Origin of the sequence: Actinomycetospora cinnamomea (assembly GCF_003096675.1) — a bacterium.
Classification (GTDB): Bacteria; Actinomycetota; Actinomycetes; order Mycobacteriales; family Pseudonocardiaceae; genus Actinomycetospora; species Actinomycetospora cinnamomea.
In genome coordinates this window covers 13,017-31,043 of record NZ_QEKW01000014.1, presented here as the reverse complement: position 1 = coordinate 31,043, position 18,027 = coordinate 13,017, and the positions used below count along the sequence as shown (strand labels likewise).

Annotated in this window: 20 protein-coding genes; 11 read left to right on the top strand and 9 right to left on the bottom strand. The window is 74.6% G+C overall.

What is annotated here, in order from left to right; all coding sequences use genetic code 11:
* Nucleotides 1-9: 9 nt before the first annotated feature.
* The 7 genes from C8D89_RS21590 to hrcA all read right to left on the bottom strand — a co-directional run bounded on the left by C8D89_RS21590 (nt 10) and on the right by hrcA (nt 7,020).
* Nucleotides 10-1,449: a hemolysin family protein gene (locus C8D89_RS21590; RefSeq protein ID WP_116710199.1), complete on the bottom strand. Its 1,440-nt coding sequence runs from the start codon at nt 1,447-1,449 to the stop codon at nt 10-12.
* Nucleotides 1,446-1,994, bottom strand: a complete 549-nt coding sequence (gene ybeY, locus C8D89_RS21585) for an rRNA maturation RNase YbeY (protein WP_116710293.1) — start codon at nt 1,992-1,994, stop codon at nt 1,446-1,448. The genes C8D89_RS21590 and ybeY overlap by 4 nt, the downstream gene beginning before the upstream one ends.
* Nucleotides 1,995-2,020: 26 nt before the next feature.
* A complete protein-coding gene (locus C8D89_RS21580; protein ID WP_116710198.1) occupies nt 2,021-3,082 on the bottom strand; it encodes a PhoH family protein in 1,062 nt (353 codons plus the stop codon).
* 76 nt (nt 3,083-3,158) lie between these two features.
* On the bottom strand, nt 3,159-4,046 hold the full coding sequence (locus C8D89_RS21575; RefSeq protein WP_243418285.1) for an alpha/beta hydrolase family protein: 888 nt from the start codon (nt 4,044-4,046) through the stop codon (nt 3,159-3,161).
* A 2-nt stretch (nt 4,047-4,048) separates the two neighbouring features.
* Nucleotides 4,049-4,789 (bottom strand): 16S rRNA (uracil(1498)-N(3))-methyltransferase, encoded by a 741-nt coding sequence (locus tag C8D89_RS21570; RefSeq protein WP_116710197.1) that lies wholly within the window; start codon nt 4,787-4,789, stop codon nt 4,049-4,051.
* Nucleotides 4,786-5,943, bottom strand: coding sequence for a molecular chaperone DnaJ (gene dnaJ / locus C8D89_RS21565; protein WP_116710196.1), 1,158 nt, complete (start codon nt 5,941-5,943; stop codon nt 4,786-4,788). The genes C8D89_RS21570 and dnaJ overlap by 4 nt, the downstream gene beginning before the upstream one ends.
* Nucleotides 5,944-6,000: 57 nt before the next feature.
* Complete coding sequence (gene hrcA, locus C8D89_RS21560) at nt 6,001-7,020, bottom strand: heat-inducible transcriptional repressor HrcA (protein WP_116710291.1); 1,020 nt, start codon at nt 7,018-7,020, stop codon at nt 6,001-6,003.
* A 383-nt stretch (nt 7,021-7,403) separates the two neighbouring features.
* On the opposite strand from hrcA, the gene C8D89_RS21550 reads away from it, so the two are divergent.
* Genes C8D89_RS21550 through C8D89_RS21540 form a run of 3 tightly spaced genes read left to right on the top strand, consistent with a single transcriptional unit; the run spans nt 7,404 to nt 9,078 of the window.
* A complete protein-coding gene (locus tag C8D89_RS21550) occupies nt 7,404-7,745 on the top strand; it encodes a hypothetical protein (RefSeq protein WP_133252011.1) in 342 nt (113 codons plus the stop codon).
* A complete protein-coding gene (locus C8D89_RS21545) occupies nt 7,745-8,755 on the top strand; it encodes a WXG100 family type VII secretion target (RefSeq protein WP_116710193.1) in 1,011 nt (336 codons plus the stop codon). The genes C8D89_RS21550 and C8D89_RS21545 overlap by 1 nt, the downstream gene beginning before the upstream one ends.
* Nucleotides 8,719-9,078: a CBS domain-containing protein gene (locus tag C8D89_RS21540; protein ID WP_133252010.1), complete on the top strand. Its 360-nt coding sequence runs from the start codon at nt 8,719-8,721 to the stop codon at nt 9,076-9,078. The genes C8D89_RS21545 and C8D89_RS21540 overlap by 37 nt, the downstream gene beginning before the upstream one ends.
* Nucleotides 9,079-9,338: 260 nt before the next feature.
* On the opposite strand, the gene hemW is transcribed toward C8D89_RS21540, so the two are convergent.
* A complete protein-coding gene (gene hemW / locus C8D89_RS21535) occupies nt 9,339-10,598 on the bottom strand; it encodes a radical SAM family heme chaperone HemW (RefSeq protein ID WP_116710290.1) in 1,260 nt (419 codons plus the stop codon).
* 133 nt (nt 10,599-10,731) lie between these two features.
* Between hemW and C8D89_RS21530 the strand changes: the two genes are divergently transcribed.
* The 8 genes from C8D89_RS21530 (at nt 10,732) to C8D89_RS21505 (ending at nt 17,107) form a co-directional block, all read left to right on the top strand.
* Nucleotides 10,732-11,139 carry an ectoine synthase gene (locus C8D89_RS21530; RefSeq protein ID WP_116710191.1) on the top strand — a complete coding sequence of 136 codons (408 nt, stop codon included), beginning with the start codon at nt 10,732-10,734 and terminating at the stop codon, nt 11,137-11,139.
* On the top strand, nt 11,136-12,041 hold the full coding sequence (gene thpD, locus C8D89_RS21525; protein ID WP_116710190.1) for an ectoine hydroxylase: 906 nt from the start codon (nt 11,136-11,138) through the stop codon (nt 12,039-12,041). The genes C8D89_RS21530 and thpD overlap by 4 nt, the downstream gene beginning before the upstream one ends.
* Nucleotides 12,042-12,154: 113 nt before the next feature.
* Complete coding sequence (locus tag C8D89_RS31005; RefSeq protein WP_341477332.1) at nt 12,155-12,259, top strand: putative leader peptide; 105 nt, start codon at nt 12,155-12,157, stop codon at nt 12,257-12,259.
* 118 nt (nt 12,260-12,377) lie between these two features.
* Entirely contained in the window at nt 12,378-14,051 is a 1,674-nt protein-coding gene (locus C8D89_RS21520; RefSeq protein WP_116710189.1) for a nitrite/sulfite reductase, read from the top strand.
* Complete coding sequence (locus tag C8D89_RS29435; protein WP_165825855.1) at nt 14,048-14,194, top strand: hypothetical protein; 147 nt, start codon at nt 14,048-14,050, stop codon at nt 14,192-14,194. Before C8D89_RS21520 ends, C8D89_RS29435 begins: the two co-directional genes overlap by 4 nt.
* On the top strand, nt 14,191-14,916 hold the full coding sequence (locus C8D89_RS21515; RefSeq protein ID WP_116710188.1) for a phosphoadenylyl-sulfate reductase: 726 nt from the start codon (nt 14,191-14,193) through the stop codon (nt 14,914-14,916). The genes C8D89_RS29435 and C8D89_RS21515 overlap by 4 nt, the downstream gene beginning before the upstream one ends.
* Nucleotides 14,913-15,818 (top strand): sulfate adenylyltransferase subunit CysD, encoded by a 906-nt coding sequence (cysD, locus tag C8D89_RS21510; protein ID WP_116710187.1) that lies wholly within the window; start codon nt 14,913-14,915, stop codon nt 15,816-15,818. Before C8D89_RS21515 ends, cysD begins: the two co-directional genes overlap by 4 nt.
* Nucleotides 15,818-17,107 (top strand): sulfate adenylyltransferase subunit 1, encoded by a 1,290-nt coding sequence (locus C8D89_RS21505; RefSeq protein ID WP_116710186.1) that lies wholly within the window; start codon nt 15,818-15,820, stop codon nt 17,105-17,107. The genes cysD and C8D89_RS21505 overlap by 1 nt, the downstream gene beginning before the upstream one ends.
* Before the next feature lie 480 nt (nt 17,108-17,587).
* On the opposite strand, the gene C8D89_RS21495 is transcribed toward C8D89_RS21505, so the two are convergent.
* Nucleotides 17,588-17,971 (bottom strand): cupin domain-containing protein, encoded by a 384-nt coding sequence (locus tag C8D89_RS21495; RefSeq protein WP_116710289.1) that lies wholly within the window; start codon nt 17,969-17,971, stop codon nt 17,588-17,590.
* Nucleotides 17,972-18,027: the final 56 nt, after the last annotated feature.

The following is an 18,027-nucleotide window of genomic DNA, read 5'->3' as shown; positions in this document are numbered from 1 at the left end:
GTGGCACGGTCAGCCACGGTCGTCCTTCCCGTCGCGGGCCCCGGTCGGGGCCAGGTCGCCCCCGGTTCCGGCGTCCCCGGGGCGGTCGGCATCGTCGCCGGTCGCCGGGCCGGAGCCGTCGGTGGGAGCGCTGTCGGCGTCGCCGTCGGTCGTCGCCTCGTCGACCGCCGGGCGCCACACCAGCAGGCTGCGGATGCGCATGCGCCCGCGGGCGTCCTCGCCGCCCTCGGCGCGCAGGCGCAGCCCCGCGATCTCGGCCTCGGCCCCGGGCAGGGGCACGCGCCCGAGCCGCTGGGCCAGCAGCCCGCCGACGGTGTCGACGTCCTCGACGTCGAACTCGGCGCCGGTCGCGCGCTCCAGGTCCTCGACCGGCAGGCGCGCGGCGACCCGCCAGCTGCCCTCCTCGAGGGTCTCCAGCGGACGGTGCTCGGCGGCGTCGTACTCGTCGGTGATCTCGCCGACGATCTCCTCGAGCAGATCCTCGATGGTCACCAGACCCGCGGTGCCGCCGTACTCGTCGACGACGAGCGCCATGTGGTTGCGGTCGCGCTGCATGTCGCGCAGCAGCGCGTCCGCGCGCTTGGAGTCGGGCACGAACACCGCCGGGCGCATGACCTCGCCCACCGCGCCCGGCCCGTCGGGCGGCGCGTCCTGGTCGAGCGAGCGGCGCACGAGGTCCTTCAGGTAGACGACGCCGACCGCGTCGTCGACGTTCTCGCCGATCACCGGGATGCGCGAGTAGCCGCTGCGCAGGGCCAGCGCGAGCGCCTGGCGCACGCTCTTCTCCCGCTCGATCCACACGGTCTCGGTGCGCGGCACCATCACCTCGCGCACGCGGGTGTCGCCGAGGTCGAACACCGACTGGATCATCGCGCGCTCGTCGTCGTCCACCAGGCCGCGGCTCTCGGCCATGTCGACCATCTCGCGCAGCTCGACCTCGGAGGAGAACGGGCCCTCGCGGAAGCCGCGTCCGGGGGTGATCGCGTTGCCGACGAGGATCAGCAGCGTGGCCAGCGGCCCGAGCAGGCGGGCGAGCATCCGCAGCGGCGTCGCCACGGCCAGCGCCACGCCGTAGGGGTGCTGACGGCCCAGCGTGCGCGGGCCGACCCCGATCAGCACGTAGGACACGAGGACGACGACGGCCCCGGCCACGAGCAGCGCGAGCCCGTCCGGGCCGATGAGCTGCAGGGCGACGAACGCCCCGAGCACCGACGCGGCCGCCTCGCAGGTCAGCCGCAGCAGCAGGAGCAGGTTGAGGTGACGCGGCCGGTCGGCGACGACGGCGGCCAGGGCCCGCGAGCCGGTGGCGCCCTCCCGGACGAGGTGATCGACCCGCGCCCGCGACACCGTGGACACCGCCGCGTCCGCCATGGCGAACACGCCGGCCAGGGGCACGAGCAGGATCGCGGCGACGAGCTGCCCGACCAGGGCGGAGGTCGCGGAGGTCACTGCGTGGCGCTCCCGTCCTCGCCGAGACCGACGGTCCCGAGCAGGCGGTCGTCGGCGGCCCGCTCGCGGGCGGACCGGGCCGCCGCGGCGCGCTGGGTGCGCCAGTCGGCCAGCAGTTCGGCCTGCAGCCCGAACATCGCGCGCTCCTCGTCGGGCTCGGCGTGGTCGTAGCCCAGCAGGTGCAGCACACCGTGGACGGTCAGCAGATGCAGCTCGTCGTCGAGGTCGTGGCCGGCGGCCGCGGCCTGGTCGGCGGCGAAGGCCGGACAGAGCACGATGTCGCCGAGCAGCGCCGGGCCGGACGACGGCGCGTCCGGGCGGCGCGCCGAGTCGTACTCGTCCATCGGGAACGACATGACGTCGGTGGGCCCGGGCTCGTCGAGCCAGCGCTCGTGCAGCTCGGCCATCGGCTCCAGCTCCACCAGCATGATCGAGAGCTCGGCGAGCGGGCTGACCCCCATGCGGTCCAGCGCGTAGCGCGCCACCTCGACGATCGGGCCCTCGGCGACGTCGACGCCGGACTCGTTGGCGATCTCGATGCTCATGGGTGTCCCGTCGGTGTCGGGGTCGGTCATCGGCCCCGGCGCTCGCGGTTGCGCGGACCCACCGGCGGCCCGGTGCGGGGCGCGTTCGACACCGCGTGCGGCCGGCGCTGCGTCTCCTGAGCGGCGTCGTAGCGCCCGTAGGCGTCGATGATGTCGGCGACGAGGCGGTGGCGGACGACGTCCTGGCTGGTCAGCTCGGCGAACTCGACGTCGTCGATCCCGTCGAGGATCTCGCGCACCACCCGTAGCCCGGAGGTGGAGCCGCCGGGCAGGTCGACCTGGGTGACGTCGCCGGTGACGACCATCTTCGAGTTGAAGCCCAGACGCGTCAGGAACATCTTCATCTGCTCGGGCGTCGTGTTCTGCGCCTCGTCGAGGATGATGAAGGCGTCGTTCAGCGAGCGGCCCCGCATGTACGCCAACGGGGCGATCTCGATGGTGCCCGCGGCCATGAGCTTGGGCACCGACTCGGCGTCGAGCATGTCGTGCAGCGCGTCGTACAGCGGCCGCAGGTACGGGTCGATCTTCTCCGAGAGCGTGCCGGGCAGGAAGCCGAGCCGCTCCCCCGCCTCGACGGCGGGCCGGGTCAGGATGATGCGGTTGACCTGCTTGGCCTGCAGCGCCTGCACGGCCTTGGCCATGGCGAGGTAGGTCTTGCCGGTGCCCGCCGGACCGATGCCGAAGACGATCGTGTTGACGTCGATGGCGTCGACGTAGCGCTTCTGGTTCAGCGTCTTGGGTCGGACGGTGCGCCCGCGGCGGGAGACGATGTCGAGGCTGAGCACCTCGGCCGGCGAGGGCGAGCTCTCGGCCCCGTCGTCCTCGTCGCGCAGCATGCGCACCGAGCGGCGGACCGCGTCCGGGTCGATCTGCTGCCCGCGGCTGGCGAGCACGACCAGCTCGGCGAACACGCGTTCGGCGAACGCGACGTCCGCCGGCTCGCCCGAGAGGGTCAGCTCGTTGCCGCGGACGTGGACGTCGGCGTCGAGCAAGCTCTCGGCCTCGCGCAGGTTCTCGTCGCGCTTGCCCAGGAGCGCCAGCAGCGCCGCCTCGGGCACCACGATCCGGGAGGTTCCGTCACCGGTCACGTGCTGAACTGTCCTGCTCCTCGCCGTCGGTCTTCACGTCAATCCTAGCCGCATCCACGGACCGGCCGAGCGCCACTCACAGCAGGCCCTCGACCTCCTCGCGCACCGCGGTCCAGGCGGGGTGCGCGGGGTCGATCACCCCGAAGTGGTCCACCCCGGGCAGGACGCGCAGGCGGGCCTCGCCGCGCGCCGCGGTCGCGGCCGCGAGGTAGCGCTGCGACTGGTCCAGCGGGACCACGGTGTCGGCGTCCCCGTGGACGCAGACCACGGGCCCGGCGGCGGGCACGAGGGCGGCGGGCGAACCCAGGGCGTAGCGGTCGGCGACGGTGGCCGGGGTGCCGCCGAGCAGGTCGACCACGGCGCCGCCGCCCAGGCCCTGCTCGGCCGCGGCGACGAGGTCGAGCACGCCGGCCTGGGCGACCGTGCCGACGGGGCGCACCCGCGGCGCCGCGGCGACGGAGCCGTCGCGCAACCGCTCGCGGCTCGCGGCCCAGGTGGCGAGGTGCCCGCCCGCGGAGTGCCCGAGCAGCACGACGCGGTCGAGGTCGAGCCGCCCGCCCGCGGCCTCCTGCACCTCGGCGGTCAGCAGGTCGACCGCTGCGGCCACGTCGGTGAACGTCGCGGGCCAGCCGCCGCCGGCGCCGACGCGGCGGTACTCGATGTTCCACGCCGCGACCCCGCGGTTGGTCAGGTCGACCGCGAGTGGGGTGCCGAGGTCGAGCCCGTAGGCGGCCCGCCAGTACCCGCCGTGCACCACGACGGCCACGGGCACCGGACCGGTGCCGGGCGGGAGGTGCAGCACGCCGAACTGGGCGGGGTCGGGCCCGTAGGTCAGGGGGCGCGGCTCGGGGGTGCCGGGCCGGGGCGCGGGCACCTCGACCTCGCCGGTCGGGGTGCTCACCCTCCCGCAGGCGGCCGCGCCGCCGAGTGCGGCCAGCCCCGCGAGCAGCCCGCGTCGCGTCACGGTCACCCCCACCGGGCCGTCCGCGCGCCCAGGGCCCCGAGCGCCACCGCCGCCGCGGTCGAGGTGCGCAGCACGTCGCGGCCCATCCGCACCTCGCGCGCACCGGCGTCGACCAGCTGCGCGCGCTCGTCGTCGGTCACCCCGCCCTCCGGGCCCACCACGAGCACCAGGTCGCCCTCGTCGGGCAGGGGCACCGTGGCCAGCGAGTGCTCCGCGGTGGCCTCGAGCAGCAGCACCGCGTCGCCCCGGGCCGCCAGGTCGCGCGTGGTCACCGGCGGTGCCACCTCGGGCAGGCGGGCGCGCCGCGCCTGCTTGGCCGCCTCGCGGGCGGTCGCCCGCCAGCGCGCGAGCGCCTTCTCCCCCCGCGGGCCGTCGTCCCAGCGCGCCACGCAGCGCTCGGCGCGCCAGGGCAGCACCGCGTCCACACCCGCCTCGGTGGCGAGCTCCACGGCGAGCTCACCGCGATCGCCCTTGACCAGCGCCTGGGCGAGGACGATGCGCAACGCCGGCGCCGGCTCGCTGCGGCGCTCGAGCACGCGCGTCACCACGCGCCCCCTGGCGACGTCGGTGACCTCCGCCCGCGCCCGCGTCCCGGCACCGTCGCCGAGCAGCACGACCTCACCGGGCCGCACCCGCCGCACGTCCGCTGCGTGGCGCCCCTCGGGTCCGTCGAGGACGACCTCACCGGCCGCGGGCACCGCCTCGGCCCAGAACAGGGCCGGGCGGGTCCAGGCGGACGTCACCGCGCGCGGCCGCCCGAACGCCGGCGACCGAACAGGCCGTTGCGGTGCGCCGCGAGCTCCGGGCGCTCCTCGCCGCGCAGCTCGGCGAGCTCGCGCAGCAGCTCGGTCTGGCGGGTGTCGAGGCGGTCGGGCACCTGGACGTCGAGGTGGACGAGAAGGTCACCCCGCCCGTCGGTGCGGCCGGTCGACCGCAGCCGCGGCATGCCCCGCCCGCGCAGCGTGAGCGTGGTGTTCGGCTGTGTGCCGGGCTCGATCGTCAGCTCCTCCTCGCCCTCGAGGGTGCGCTGCGGGAGCGTCGTGCCGAGCGCGGCGGCCGTCATCGGCAGGCTGACGTGGCAGTGCAGGTCGACGCCGTCGCGGGTGAAGAAGTCGTGGCGCTCCTCGGAGACCTCGATGTAGAGGTCGCCCGCCGGGCCGCCCCCGGGGCCCACCTCGCCCTGGTTCGCCATGCGGATCCGCATGCCGTCGCCGACGCCCGCGGGCACCTGCACGGTGACCGTGCGCCGCGAGCGCACCCGCCCGTCGCCGCCGCACTGCGCGCACGGACTGGGGATGATCTCGCCGGTGCCGCGGCACACCGGGCACGGGCGGGCGGTGACGACCTGGCCGATGAACGAGCGCTGCACGTTCTGGATCTCGCCGCGGCCGTCGCAGGTGTCGCAGGTCTCGGTGCGCGTACCGGGCTCGGCGCCGCCGCCGTGGCACTTCTCGCAGAGCACGGCGGTGTCGACGGTGAGGTCGCGGGCGACGCCGGTGGCGCACTCCTCGAGCGTGAGGTCGATGCGGATCAGCGCGTCCTCGCCGGGCTGGACGCGGCTGCGCGGACCGCGCCCGCCGGTGGCCCCGGCGGCGCCGAAGAAGGCGTCCATGATGTCGCCGAGCCCGCCGAAGCCCGCTGCCGAGAAGCCGCCGGCCCCACCCCCGCCGCGGGGGCTGGTGTCGAGCGGGTCGCCGCCGAGGTCGACGATGCGCCGCTTCTGCGGGTCGGTCAGGACCTCGTAGGCGTTCTTGACGTCCTGGAACCGTGCCTGGGTCTCGGCGTCCGGGTTGACGTCGGGGTGCAGCTCCCGGGCGAGTTTGCGGTAGGCCCGCTTGATCTCGCCGTCGTCCGCGTCCCGGGACACGCCCAGGATTCCGTAGTAGTCCTTCGCCACGCTGGTCCTCGTCCGTCCTGTCGCTCTCGTGCCGCCGCCGCCCTCGCGGGCGCGCGCTCAGCGTCCCCCGACGATCTCACCCACGTAGCGCGCCACCGCACGCACCGCCGCGATGGCGCTGGGGTAGTCCATGCGGGTCGGCCCCACGACGCCCATGCCGCCGAGAGCCGTATGCCCCGCGCCGTACCCGATCGACACCGTGGACGCGCTCCACAGGTCCTCGGACTCGTTCTCCTCGCCGATGCGCACGGTCACGGTGCCCGGGTCGCTCGCCGAGGTGAGCAGACGCAGCACCACCACCTGCTCCTCGAGCGCCTCCAGCATGCCGCGCAGCGCCGCGGCGTCGGTGCCCGCCCGGGTGAGGTTGGCCGTGCCGCCCAGCACCAGGCGCTCCTCGGGCCGCTCGAGCAGCGCCTCGACCAGCACCGCGGCGACGCTGACCAGCGGCGAGCGCAGCCCGTCGGGCGCGTCGTCGGGCAGGTCGGTCATGCGCGCGGACGCCGTCGCCAGCGGCTGGCCCACCAGCGCGTTGTTGAGCAGCGCGCGCAGCCGCGACACGTCCTCCTCGTCGAGGACGTCGCCGAGGTCGACCACGCGCTGGTCGACCCGCCCGGTGTCGGTGATGAGCACGAGCATGAGACGTGCCGGCGTCAGCCGCACGACCTCGAGGTGGCGCACCGTCGAGCGCGTCAACGTCGGGTACTGCACGACCGCGACCTGGCGGGTGAGCTGGGCGAGCAGGCGCACGCTACGCCTGAGGACGTCGTCGAGGTCGACCGCGCCCTCGAGGAACTGCGTGATCGCCCGCCGCTCGGCCGCCGACAGCGGCTTGACCTGGTGCAACCGGTCCACGAAGAGCCGGTAGCCCTTGTCGGTGGGGATGCGCCCGGCACTGGTGTGGGGCTGCGCGATGTAGCCCTCCTCCTCCAGCGCGGCCATGTCGTTGCGCACCGTCGCGCTGGAGACCCCGAGGTTGTGGCGCTCGACGATGGCCTTGGAGCCCACCGGCTCGTTGGTGGCCACGAAGTCGGCGACGATCGCGCGCAGGACGGCGACGCGGCGCTCCTCGGCGTTCACCGCGCCCACCTCCCGGATGCTCCGCTACGTCTCCGGCCCGTCGTCGCGACGTCCCGTCGGTCCGACACTCCATGGTAGGCGAGGCTCGCCACCGCGTCGGCCGTGCGCGGGAATCGTGGACGGGCCCGGCGCAGGAAAGTGGCGTCGCACACGCTCAACCCGCGCTCCGACCTCTCGACGGTGCCGACGAGGTCAGCGAGGGGCACGTTCGGCAGCGCCCGAGGCGTCTCGATCATGCGCGACGTGCTCCTCGCGCCCTCCGGAGCGACGAGATCGCTCCAGGTGCTCCATCGACCCGATGTCACAGGGTCCACGGAGCACCGGGAGCGATCAGCTTCGCGGAACGACCCCACGGGCCCTCGCTGCCGTGTGACCATCCCCGCGTGCCGGAGGGGATCGAGGTTCGTCCCGAGGGCCTGCATCGGGGGGCCGATCAGCTGCGTGACGACGCGGGCCGCCTGGGCGCTGCTGTGGACCAGGCCGGGCAGGGCGCGCGGGCGGCGGCGGGCGCGTCCGGCGACGGGCCGCTGGGCGGGGAGGCCGACGCCCTCGCCGGGCGGCTCGACGCCCTGCTCCGGGCGGTCGCGGGCAGCGTGACCGAGTGCGCCGCCACGCTGGACGCGGCGAGCGCCCAGTACCTCGCCACCGACCAGGCCGGGGCCGCGGGTCTCGGGCCCGGGGAGGCCCCGCCGATCGTCCTGCCCGGTCTCGAGCCGCCCCGCTGATGCTCCTGGCCGGGGACCCCGAGGCCATGCTCGCCGCCGCCGAGCAGCTGGCCGGTGCCGGCCGCGCACTGCGCGTCGTCGGCGAGGACCTGGCGGCCCACGGACGGTCGATCACGACCGACTGGTCCGGGCCGGCCGCGCCGCTGGCCCTGGCGCGCATCGGCGGCGACGCCGAGCAGGTGCGACGGGCGGCCGAGGCGGTCACCGGGGTCGCGGGACCGCTGCGCGCGTGCGCCGACGAGCTCCGCGCCGCGCAGCGGGACTTCGCCCTGGGCGAGCAGCAGCGCGCGCGAGCGGTGGCCGACGGGCAGGCGCTCATGGAGGCGGCGGCCGAGCGGGCCCTCCTGGCGAACGAGGCCACGGCTCGGGCGTTCCGGACGGCGGCGGACGCCCTCGACGGCGCGGCGCCCGCCACCGCTCCCCGGGGCGGCGGCGGGTCCGGGATCGCCGAGGCCGGCAACATCGCCGCCTCGCTCGGCAACGCGGCGCTCCAGCACCCCGCCTCCGCCCTATCGGTCGTCGGCGGAGCCACCCTCGCGGGCGTCAGCGCCCTCGGCGTCGCCGGTGGGACGGCGGCGACGGCGACCGGCGTGGGCGCGCCCGTCGGGGTCCCGGTCGGTGGCGCCTCGCTCGCGGGCCTCGCGGCGGGGCTGGGCCTGGCCGGTGCGGGCGCGGTGGATCTCACGCACCACGCGCTCGGCGACGACCGGGTGACGCCGTTCCAGGTCAACGAGGACAGCGGGAGCGGGGCGGCGGCACCGCCGTTCGAGGCGCCGAGCGAGATCACGGGGATGACGCGGCACGGCGCGGAACGTGCGGAGGGACGCGACCGACACGGCGTCTCCGACGAAGCCATGGCCGACGCCGTCGCCAATCCGATGAAGGCGCCGGAGTACCGGCCGAACGGGACGTACAGGTACGAGGGTCAGGATGCCGTCGTCTCCCTCAACGAGCGTGGAGAGGTCGTGACGACATGGGCGAAGACGTCGAACGGTTGGAGGCACAGGTGAGCACGCTGGATCGACTGGATGCCGAGACGGCGGAGACCATCCGCGGTGTTCTCGGCCGGCGGGCTCCTGATCTCCTCCGTGCCCTCGAGAGCACCGATGCGCCCTCGATGGGTGTCCGTGAGCAGGTCGAGGACGTCCTCGCGACCGAGTTCGAGCGGGAGGTCGCCGGCCCTGACTGGGAGCCGACCGCCTACGGCGTGCGCGTCGACGATGCGGTCGGTCGCTTCCTCATCAGCTACCCGATCACACAGCCGACGAAGGGCACCGTCGAGTGGCCCCCGACGCCAGACCTGCGCGGCCCCGAGCGGGCAGGACAGCCGTGAGGTCGGCGGACTCCACGGGCGACGCGACGCTCCATCGCCCGTCGGCCCGCGACGGTCCGCTACGGGTCCTCAGGATGGTCGACCTCGCGTTCGCATGTCAGTAGGCGAGCGAGGAGGTCGGAGGGGTCGCACCGGCGAAGCTGCGCGAGCAGACGGTCCTGTCGTCCCTGCTCGGGAAGGCTTGTTGGTCGACACCTGCTGGTGCCGATCACCCAGCACGTCGAGGCCCTCGCCCCGCGCCGGCTCGAGACCGCGTGCTCTCACGCTCCCGCGAGCGCGATCGCGACCCCGTCGGCGAGGAGGCGCCCCCGGCGGGTGAGCACGGCCCGGCCGCTCGCCCAGGCCTCGGGTGCGAGCAGGCCCTCGCGCGCCGCCTCCTCCCCCGCCGCACGCCCCGGGGCGTCGAGGACGTCGGCCGCCAGCCCGTCGACCGTGCGCAGCTCCAGGAGCACCTGCTCGAGGTGGGCCTCGTCGGGGGTGACGCGCTCGCGCGCCTGCGCGGGTGAGCGGCCTGCGGCCAGCGCCGCCGAGTAGCGCGCGGGGTGGCGCAGGTTCCACCAGCGCGTGCCGCCGACGTGCGAGTGCGCGCCGGGCCCGGCGCCCCACCAGTCGCCGCCTCCCCAGTAGCCGAGGTTGTGACGGCAGCGGGCGCCGACGGTGCGGGCCCAGTTGGACACCTCGTACCAGCCGAACCCGGCGCCAGTGAGGACGTCGTCGACGATCTCGTAGCGGTCGGCGAGGACGTCGTCGTCGGGCATCGGCAGCTCGCCGCGGGCCACGCGCCGGGCGAGCGCCGTGCCCTCCTCGACGATGAGCGAGTACGCCGAGACGTGGTCGGCGCCCGAGGACAGGACGGCGTCGAGCGAGCGCCGCAGGTCGTCGTGGGTCTCGGTCGGCGTGCCGTAGATGAGATCGAGGTTGACGTGGGCGAGGCCCGCGTCGAGGGCCTCGCGGGCGACCCGGACCGCCGCGCCCGGTGTGTGGCGGCGGTCGAGGACGGCGAGGACGTGGTCGACGTCGGACTGCATCCCGAGGCTCAGCCGCGTGTAGCCGGCGTCGGCGATCGCGGCGAGCAGCTGCGGGGTCGTCGACTCGGGGTTCGCCTCGGTCGTCACCTCGGCCCCCGGGCGCAGGCCGAACGCCGCGCGCACCGCGTCGAGCACCGCGACCAGGCCGTGCGCGCCGAGCAGCGAGGGCGTGCCACCGCCGAGGAAGACGGTGTCGGCAGGCGGTGGCCCGGAGGATCCAGCGCCGTGGAGCACGCGGGCGGCGAGGTCGAGCTCGCGGCGCAGGCCCTCGAGCCAGGAGGCGGGCGACGCCGGGTCGTCGGTCGCCCCGAGCGAGCCGAGCCCGAGGTCGGAGGCGGTGTAGGTGTTGAAGTCGCAGTAGCCGCACCGTGTGGCGCAGAAGGGCACGTGGACGTAGACGCCGAACGGACGCGTCCCCAGCCCGTCGAGCGCGCCGGCGGGCAGGGCGCCGTCGGCCGGGGCGGGCTCGCCGCCGGGAGGCACGGAGGGCACGACGCCAGTGTGCCCGGCGGTGGGGAACGAGGTCGGGATCGAGGTGAGACGCTCGCGGCGGGCCTGCGCGAGGGCCGGTGGGGGCCGACCCGACCCACCGGGCCGGGCCCGGCACCCGACCGGGAGGAGAGGCATGATCGTCCGCACCCTCGAGGAGATCAGCGGCGGCGAGCGTGACGTCCGCACCCCGACCTGGCGCAGCCGGCGCCTGGTCCTGGCCCGTGAGGGTGTGGGCTTCTCGATGCACGAGACCGTGCTGGCCGCCGGGAGCGTCAACGACTTCTGGTACGCCCACCACGTCGAGGCGGTGTTCGTCGTCTCCGGCGAGGGCGAGGTCGACGACCTCGACACCGGCACCACCCACCCGCTCGGGCCGGGTTCCCTCTACCTGCTCGACGGGCACGAGCACCACCGGCTGCGCCCGCGCACCGAGATGACCACGGTGTGCGTCTTCAACCCGCCGTTGACGGGCCGCGAGGTGCACGACGAGGACGGCGTCTACCCCCTGCTCACCGAGTCCGTGGAGGATCCGCAGCGATGACCGCACCCACCACGACCGCGGGCCGCACCGACGCCTACCCCACCCGCGGCGAGACCGCCGCCGCGATCCTCGACCGGCCGGATCCGGTGCTCTGGGCCGGCCCGGACGCCCCCGGCCCGGCGTCGCGCGAGGAGCTGCTCGCCTACGAGCGCGACGGCGTCCTCACCGTCGACGCCCTCCTCACCGCCGACGAGGTGGCCGCCGTCGGCGGGGAGCTGGAGCGGCTCGGGCGCGACGAGGCACTGCGCCGGGACGACCGCACGATCCTGGAGAAGCACTCGGGCGCCGTGCGGTCGGTGTTCGAGGTCCACCGGCTCTCGGAGGTGGTGGCCCGCCTCGTCGCCGACGAGCGGCTGGCGGGCCGGGCCCGGCAGATCCTCGGCTCCGCGGTCTACGTCCACCAGAGCCGCATCAACTTCAAGCCGGGTCTCGGTGGCGGCGGGTTCTCGTGGCACTCCGACTTCGAGACCTGGCACGCCGAGGACGGGATGCCCCGGCCCCGGGCGCTCAGCGTGTCGGTGGCGCTGACCGAGAACCTCACCGTCAACGGCCCGCTGATGGTGATGCCCGGGTCGCACCGCCGCTTCGTCTCGTGCGTCGGCGAGACGCCGCCGGAGCACTTCCGGGAGTCGCTGCGCGACCAGGAGATCGGCGTCCCGGACGAGGGCTCCCTGACCCGCCTGGCCGTCGACCACGGGATCGTGCCGTGCACCGGGCCGGCCGGCTCGGCGACCTGGTTCGACAGCAACACCATGCACGGCTCGAGCGACAACATCACCCCGTTCCCGCGGTCGAACCTCTTCGTCGTCTTCGCCAGTACCGACGACCCGCCGGGCGAGCCCTACGCCGCGCCCGCCCCGCGCCCGTCCTACATCGCCGCAACGGACCTGACTCCCGTCTGAGGCGCGGAAAACGTTCTCACATTCCGCGGATGCGGCTCGGTTGGTTGTGGGAATGACCGCTGAATACGCCGTCGAGTGCGCGCCGCCACAACGGTGGAAAGCGCGCCGACGACATGGCAGGCTTCGACACCGTGCGCACCCCGGACCCGATGCTCGTCGGTCGACTCCACGTCGACCTCGTGCGTCTGTCCAGCGCGCTGTGCCGCCCGGCGAGCTGAGCTGCGCCGCTGACCGGCCGCCCTGCCACGGGCATCCCCACCACTGATCGTCAGCAGGCGTGCGCGAGCCGCCGCCGTGCGGACGTGTGCGCCTGCGCCCCCGGAGGACGCACCACCGATGACCGCCGCCGCGTCGAAGCCGCGCAAGGGCAAGGCCGAGGGCCAGTGGGCGCTGGGCTACCGCGAACCGCTCAACAAGAACGAACAGTCCAAGAAGGACGACCACCCGCTCAACGTGCGGGCGCGGATCGAGGACATCTACGCACACCGCGGCTTCGACTCGATCGACCCGGCCGACCTGCGCGGGCGTTTCCGCTGGATGGGGCTCTACACGCAGCGCGCCGAAGGTTTCCCCGGCACCGACACGGGCCACGTCGAGGAGGAACTGCTCGACGCGCCGCACTTCATGATGCGGGTGCGCGTGGACGGTGGGGCCCTGTCCACCGAGCAGCTGCGGGTCATCGGCGAGATCTCCCAGACCTTCGCGCGCGACACCGCCGACGTCACCGACCGCGAGAACATCCAGCTGCACTGGGTCCGCGTCGAGGACGTGCCCGAGATCTGGCGCCGGCTGGAGGGCGTCGGCCTGTCCACCACCGAGGCCTGCGGTGACTGCCCGCGCGTCGTCCTCGGTTCGCCGGTCGCGGGCATCTCCGCCGACGAGGTCATCGACGGCACCCCGGCCATCGACGAGATCGTCGAGCGCTTCATCGGCGACAAGTCGCTCGCGAACCTCCCCCGCAAGTTCAAGACCGCGATCTCCGGGCAGCAGGACGTCGCCCACGAGGTCAACGACGTCTCGTTCGTCGGCGTCGTGCACCCCGAGCACGGCCCCGGCTTCGACCTGCACGTCGGTGGCGGCCTCTCGACCAACCCGAAGCTCGCCGTGCGCCTCGGCGCCTGGGTGCCGCTCGACGAGGTGGCCGACGTCTGGCACGGCGTCACGAAGGTGTTCCGCGACTACGGCTACCGGCGCCTGCGCACCCGCGCGCGGCTGAAGTTCCTCGTCGCCGACTGGGGCCCCGAGAGGTTCCGGGAGGTCCTCGAGGACGAGTACCTGGGACGGAAGCTGATCGACGGCCCCGCGCCCGACGACGTCGCCGGCACGATCGACCACGTCGGAGTCCACGACCAGGTCGACGGCAACCACTACGTCGGCGTCGCCCCGCCCGCCGGGCGGACCAGCGGCTCGACGCTGGTCGGCGTCGCGAAGGCCGCCGAGGAGGCGGGCTCGAACCGGGTGCGCCTCACCCCGTACCAGAAGATCGTGGTGCTGGACGTACCGAGCGACCGGCTCGAGGGGCTGACCACCGCGCTCGACCACCTCGGCCTGCCCGCCCGGCCCACCCCGTGGCGGCGCGCGACGATGGCCTGCACCGGGCTGGAGTTCTGCAAGCTCGCGTTCGTCGACACGAAGAACCGGGCGGGCGAGCTCGTCGAGGAGCTCGACCGACGCCTGGCCGACGTCCAGGACGCCCTCGAGCACCCCGTGTCGATCCACCTCAACGGCTGCCCCAACTCCTGCGCGCGGATCCAGGTCGCCGACATCGGGCTCAAGGGCCAGATCGTCACCGGCCCCGACGGGGCGCCCGCCGCGGGCTTCCAGGTGCACCTCGGCGGCGGGCTCGGCCTCGACGCCGGCTTCGGGCGGAAGCTGCGCGGGCACAAGGTGCTCTCCGCCGAGCTCGGTGACTACGTCGAGCGGGTCGTCCGCGCCTACGCCGAGCACCACGAGCCCGGCGAGCGCTTCGCCCAGTGGGTCGTGCGCGCGGACGAGGGTCAGCTGTCGTGAGGCTGGCCCTGCAGTACTGCCCCTACTGCGGCGAGCAGGACCTGCGCCCCCGGGAGGACCCGCAGGGCGCCTGGGAGTGCGCGGACTGCCGCAGCACGTTCGTCCTGACCCCGGTACCGGCGCCGGCGAGAGGAAACCCATGACGAGCACGGACACGCAGGACGACCTGCGCACGGAGGCCCTCGCCGCCGGCGAGCGGTTCGCCGCCCTCGAGGGCGAGCTCGGCCACGAGGAGCTCACCCGCCAGGTGCTCGCCTGGGCCGCCGAGACCTTCGGCGACGGGCTGATCGTCGCGTCGAACATGCAGGACGCGGTGCTCGTCGCCCTCGGCGCGGCCGCCCGGCCCGGCGTCGACGTGCTGTTCCTCGAGACCGGCTACCACTTCGCCGAGACCCTCGGCACGCGCGACGCGGTCGCCCAGGTCTACGGCGTGCGGATCGTGCAGGTCGAGCCCGAGCAGTCGGTCGCCGAGCAGGACGACCTGCTGGGCAAGGACCTCTTCGCCACCGACCCCGGCCGGTGCTGCGAGCTGCGCAAGGTCGTGCCGCTGAAGACGACGCTGGCGAACTACGACGCCTGGGTCACCGGCGTGCGCCGGGTCGAGGCCCCGACCCGCGCGACGACGCCGCTGGTGACCTGGGACTCCCGGCACGGGCTGGTCAAGATCAACCCGATCGCGCACTGGAGCGACGAGCAGATGGACGCCTACATCCGCGAGCACGCCGTCCTGGTCAACCCGCTGGTCGATGCCGGCTACCCGTCGATCGGCTGCGCGCCGTGCACCGCCAGGCCGGCCCCGGGCGCCGACCCGCGCAGCGGGCGCTGGGCGGGCTTCGCCAAGACCGAGTGCGGGCTGCACGGATGAGCGCCCCCACGCAGACCGACCAGCTCGCCGCCCTCGAGTCCGAGGCGATCCACGTCATGCGCGAGGTCGCCGGCGAGTTCGACCGCCCGGTGATCCTCTTCTCCGGCGGCAAGGACTCGATGCTGCTGGTGCATCTGGCGGCCAAGGCGTTCTGGCCCGCCCCGATCCCGTTCCCGGTGCTGCACGTCGACACCGGGCACAACTTCGACGAGGTCATCGCCTTCCGCGACCGGGTCGTCGAGCGCTACGGCCTGACCCTCGAGGTCGCCCGGGTGCAGGACTACCTCGACGACGGACGTCTCGCCGAGCGCGCCGACGGCACCCGCAACCCGCTGCAGACCACGCCGCTGCTCGACGCCATCGCCGAGCACCGCCACGACGCCGTGTTCGGCGGCGGGCGCCGCGACGAGGAGCGGGCCCGGGCCAAGGAGCGGGTGTTCAGCCTGCGCACCGCGTTCGGGCAGTGGGAGCCGAGCCGCCAGCGCCCCGAGCTGTGGAACCTCTACAACGGCCGCCACAAGCCGGGCGAGCACGTGCGCGTGTTCCCGCTGTCGAACTGGACCGAGCTCGACGTGTGGCGCTACATCGCCCGCGAGGGCGTCGAGCTGCCCTCGATCTACTACGCGCACACCCGCGAGGTGTTCGCCCGCGACGGCATGTGGCTGACCAGCGGACCGTGGGGCGGGCCGCGTGACGGCGAGGAGGTCCGCACCTTGTCGGTGCGCTACCGCACCGTCGGCGACGGCTCCTGCACCGGCGCGGTCGAGTCGACGGCGGCGACGCTCGACGAGGTGCTCGACGAGGTGCGTGAGAGCCGGCTGACCGAGCGCGGCGCGACGCGGGCCGACGACCGCCTGTCCGAGGCCGCCATGGAGGACCGCAAGCGGGAGGGGTACTTCTGATGCCGGATCTGCTCAGGCTCGCGACCGCGGGGTCCGTCGACGACGGCAAGTCCACGCTGGTCGGACGGCTGCTCTACGACACCAAGTCGGTGCTCGCCGACCAGATGGAGGCCGTCGAGAGGGCGAGCGCGCGCGGCGGGTCGGCCGAACCCGACCTGTCGCTGCTGGTCGACGGCCTGCGCTCGGAGCGCGAGCAGGGCATCACGATCGACGTCGCCTACCGCTACTTCGCCACGCCCACGCGCTCGTTCGTCCTGGCCGACACCCCGGGCCACGTGCAGTACACCCGCAACACGGTCACCGGGGCGTCCACCGCGTCGCTGGCCGTGCTGCTGGTCGACGCCCGCCACGGCGTCGTCGAGCAGACCCGGCGTCACGTCGCCGTGATGGGCCTGCTGCGGGTGCCCCGGCTGGTGCTCGCGGTCAACAAGATGGACCTCGTCGACTTCGACGAGAACACCTACGCGCGTATCGCCAAGGAGTTCACCGGGCTCACCGAGGCGTTGGGCTACGCCGAGGACGCCGTCGTCACGATCCCGGTGTCGGCACGCCACGGCGACAACGTCGTCCTGCGTTCGGGCAACACCCCCTGGTTCGAGGGGCCGACGCTGCTCGACCACCTCGAGTCGGTGCCGGTCGACGGCCCCGACCACGACGCCCCGTTCCGCTTCCCCGTGCAGTACGTCGTGCGGCCCCGCACCGAGGCCCACCCCGACTACCGCGGCTACGCCGGGCTGGTGGCGGCGGGCACGGTGCGCGTCGGCGAGGAGGTCGAGGTCCTGCCCGAGGGCCAGCGCACCCGCGTCGAGGGCATCGACACTTTCGACGGGGAACTGGAGGCCGCGCACGTCGGGCAGAGCGTCGTGCTGCGGCTGACCGACGACCTCGGGATCGCCCGCGGCGCCCTGCTCGCCGCGCCGGGCAGCCCCGAACCGGTCAGCGAGTTCGACGCCACCCTGGCCTGGCTGCACGAGAAGCCGCTGCGTCCGGGCGCCCGCCTGCTGCTCCGGCACGGCACGCGCACGGTGCAGGCGATCGTCGGGGCGGTCACCCACCGGCTGGACACCGAGACCCTCACGCTCGACGAGGACCCCGGCGAGCTGGCGATCAACGACATGGGCCAGGCGTCCCTCGTGGTGTCCGAGCCGTTGCCGCTCGACCCCTACGACGCGATCGCCGCCACGGGCTCGTTCCTCCTCGTCGACCCGCAGGCCGGGGACACCCTCGCGGCGGGTCTGGTCGGCCGGCCACTGGTGGCGCGGCCGCGGGAGACGCTGGACGAGACCTGAGGCGGCTGCGCCGACACGCGGTGCAGCGAGCCAATTCGGGGCAGCGAGCCGACATTGCGGGGCGGCGAGCCGACATTGCGGGGCGGCGAGCCGACACGGGGGGCAGCGAGGGGCGCCCCCGCTGCGTGCCACGCAGCCGGGGCGTCCCTCGCTCCGGCTCCGATCACCGCAACGACGTCCCCACGTGCGTGATCTTTCGAGCTATAGCTCCGAAGATCGCGCACGGCTGGACGGGAGGGCTCTCGTGGCGCGCCGCATCCACCTCGACGCGCGAGCAGGTCGCGGAGCTGGTCGTCCCCGAGCTCCGCCGGCGCGGCCGGATGCCGGTCACCCCGCCCACCGGCACTGCGCGAGGTCCTCGGCGGCGCGGGCCCCGTGCCCCGGCCGGGCACCCGGCGGCCGGCCGGTCCCGGGGCCGTCGTGACGCCCGCCGTCGGGCGGCCCTTCTCGTCGGGGAGCCGGGCCCGAGCCGGTGACGCGTCAGCTCCGGGCGGGCCTCGAGGCACTCGCGACGCCCGCGTGGTCCGACCGGTCGGCGAGCTTGGCCACGGTGAGCAGGACGACCGCGTCCTCCACCGCCTCCAGCCGGTGCCGGCCGTCGGGGACGACGATCAGGTCGCCCCGACGGCCGTCCCAGGCGTCCTTCTCCGACACGAGCCGCACCCGACCGTGCAGCACGACCAGGGTCGCCTCACCGGGATTGACGTGGTCGGCCAGCTCACGACCGGCCAGCAGCGCGATCACCGTCTGGCGCATGACGTTGCCGTGGCCGCCCATGACCGTGCGGGCGGCGCGGGCGGCCGAGCTTCCGCGGGCGGCACTGAGCTGCTGGCGGGCCTCGGCGTCGAGCGAGAGCTTCTGCATGGTCGTCCTCGGGCGTGACGGGGTGGTCGGCTCGCCCATGGTCGCCGGTCGGCCCG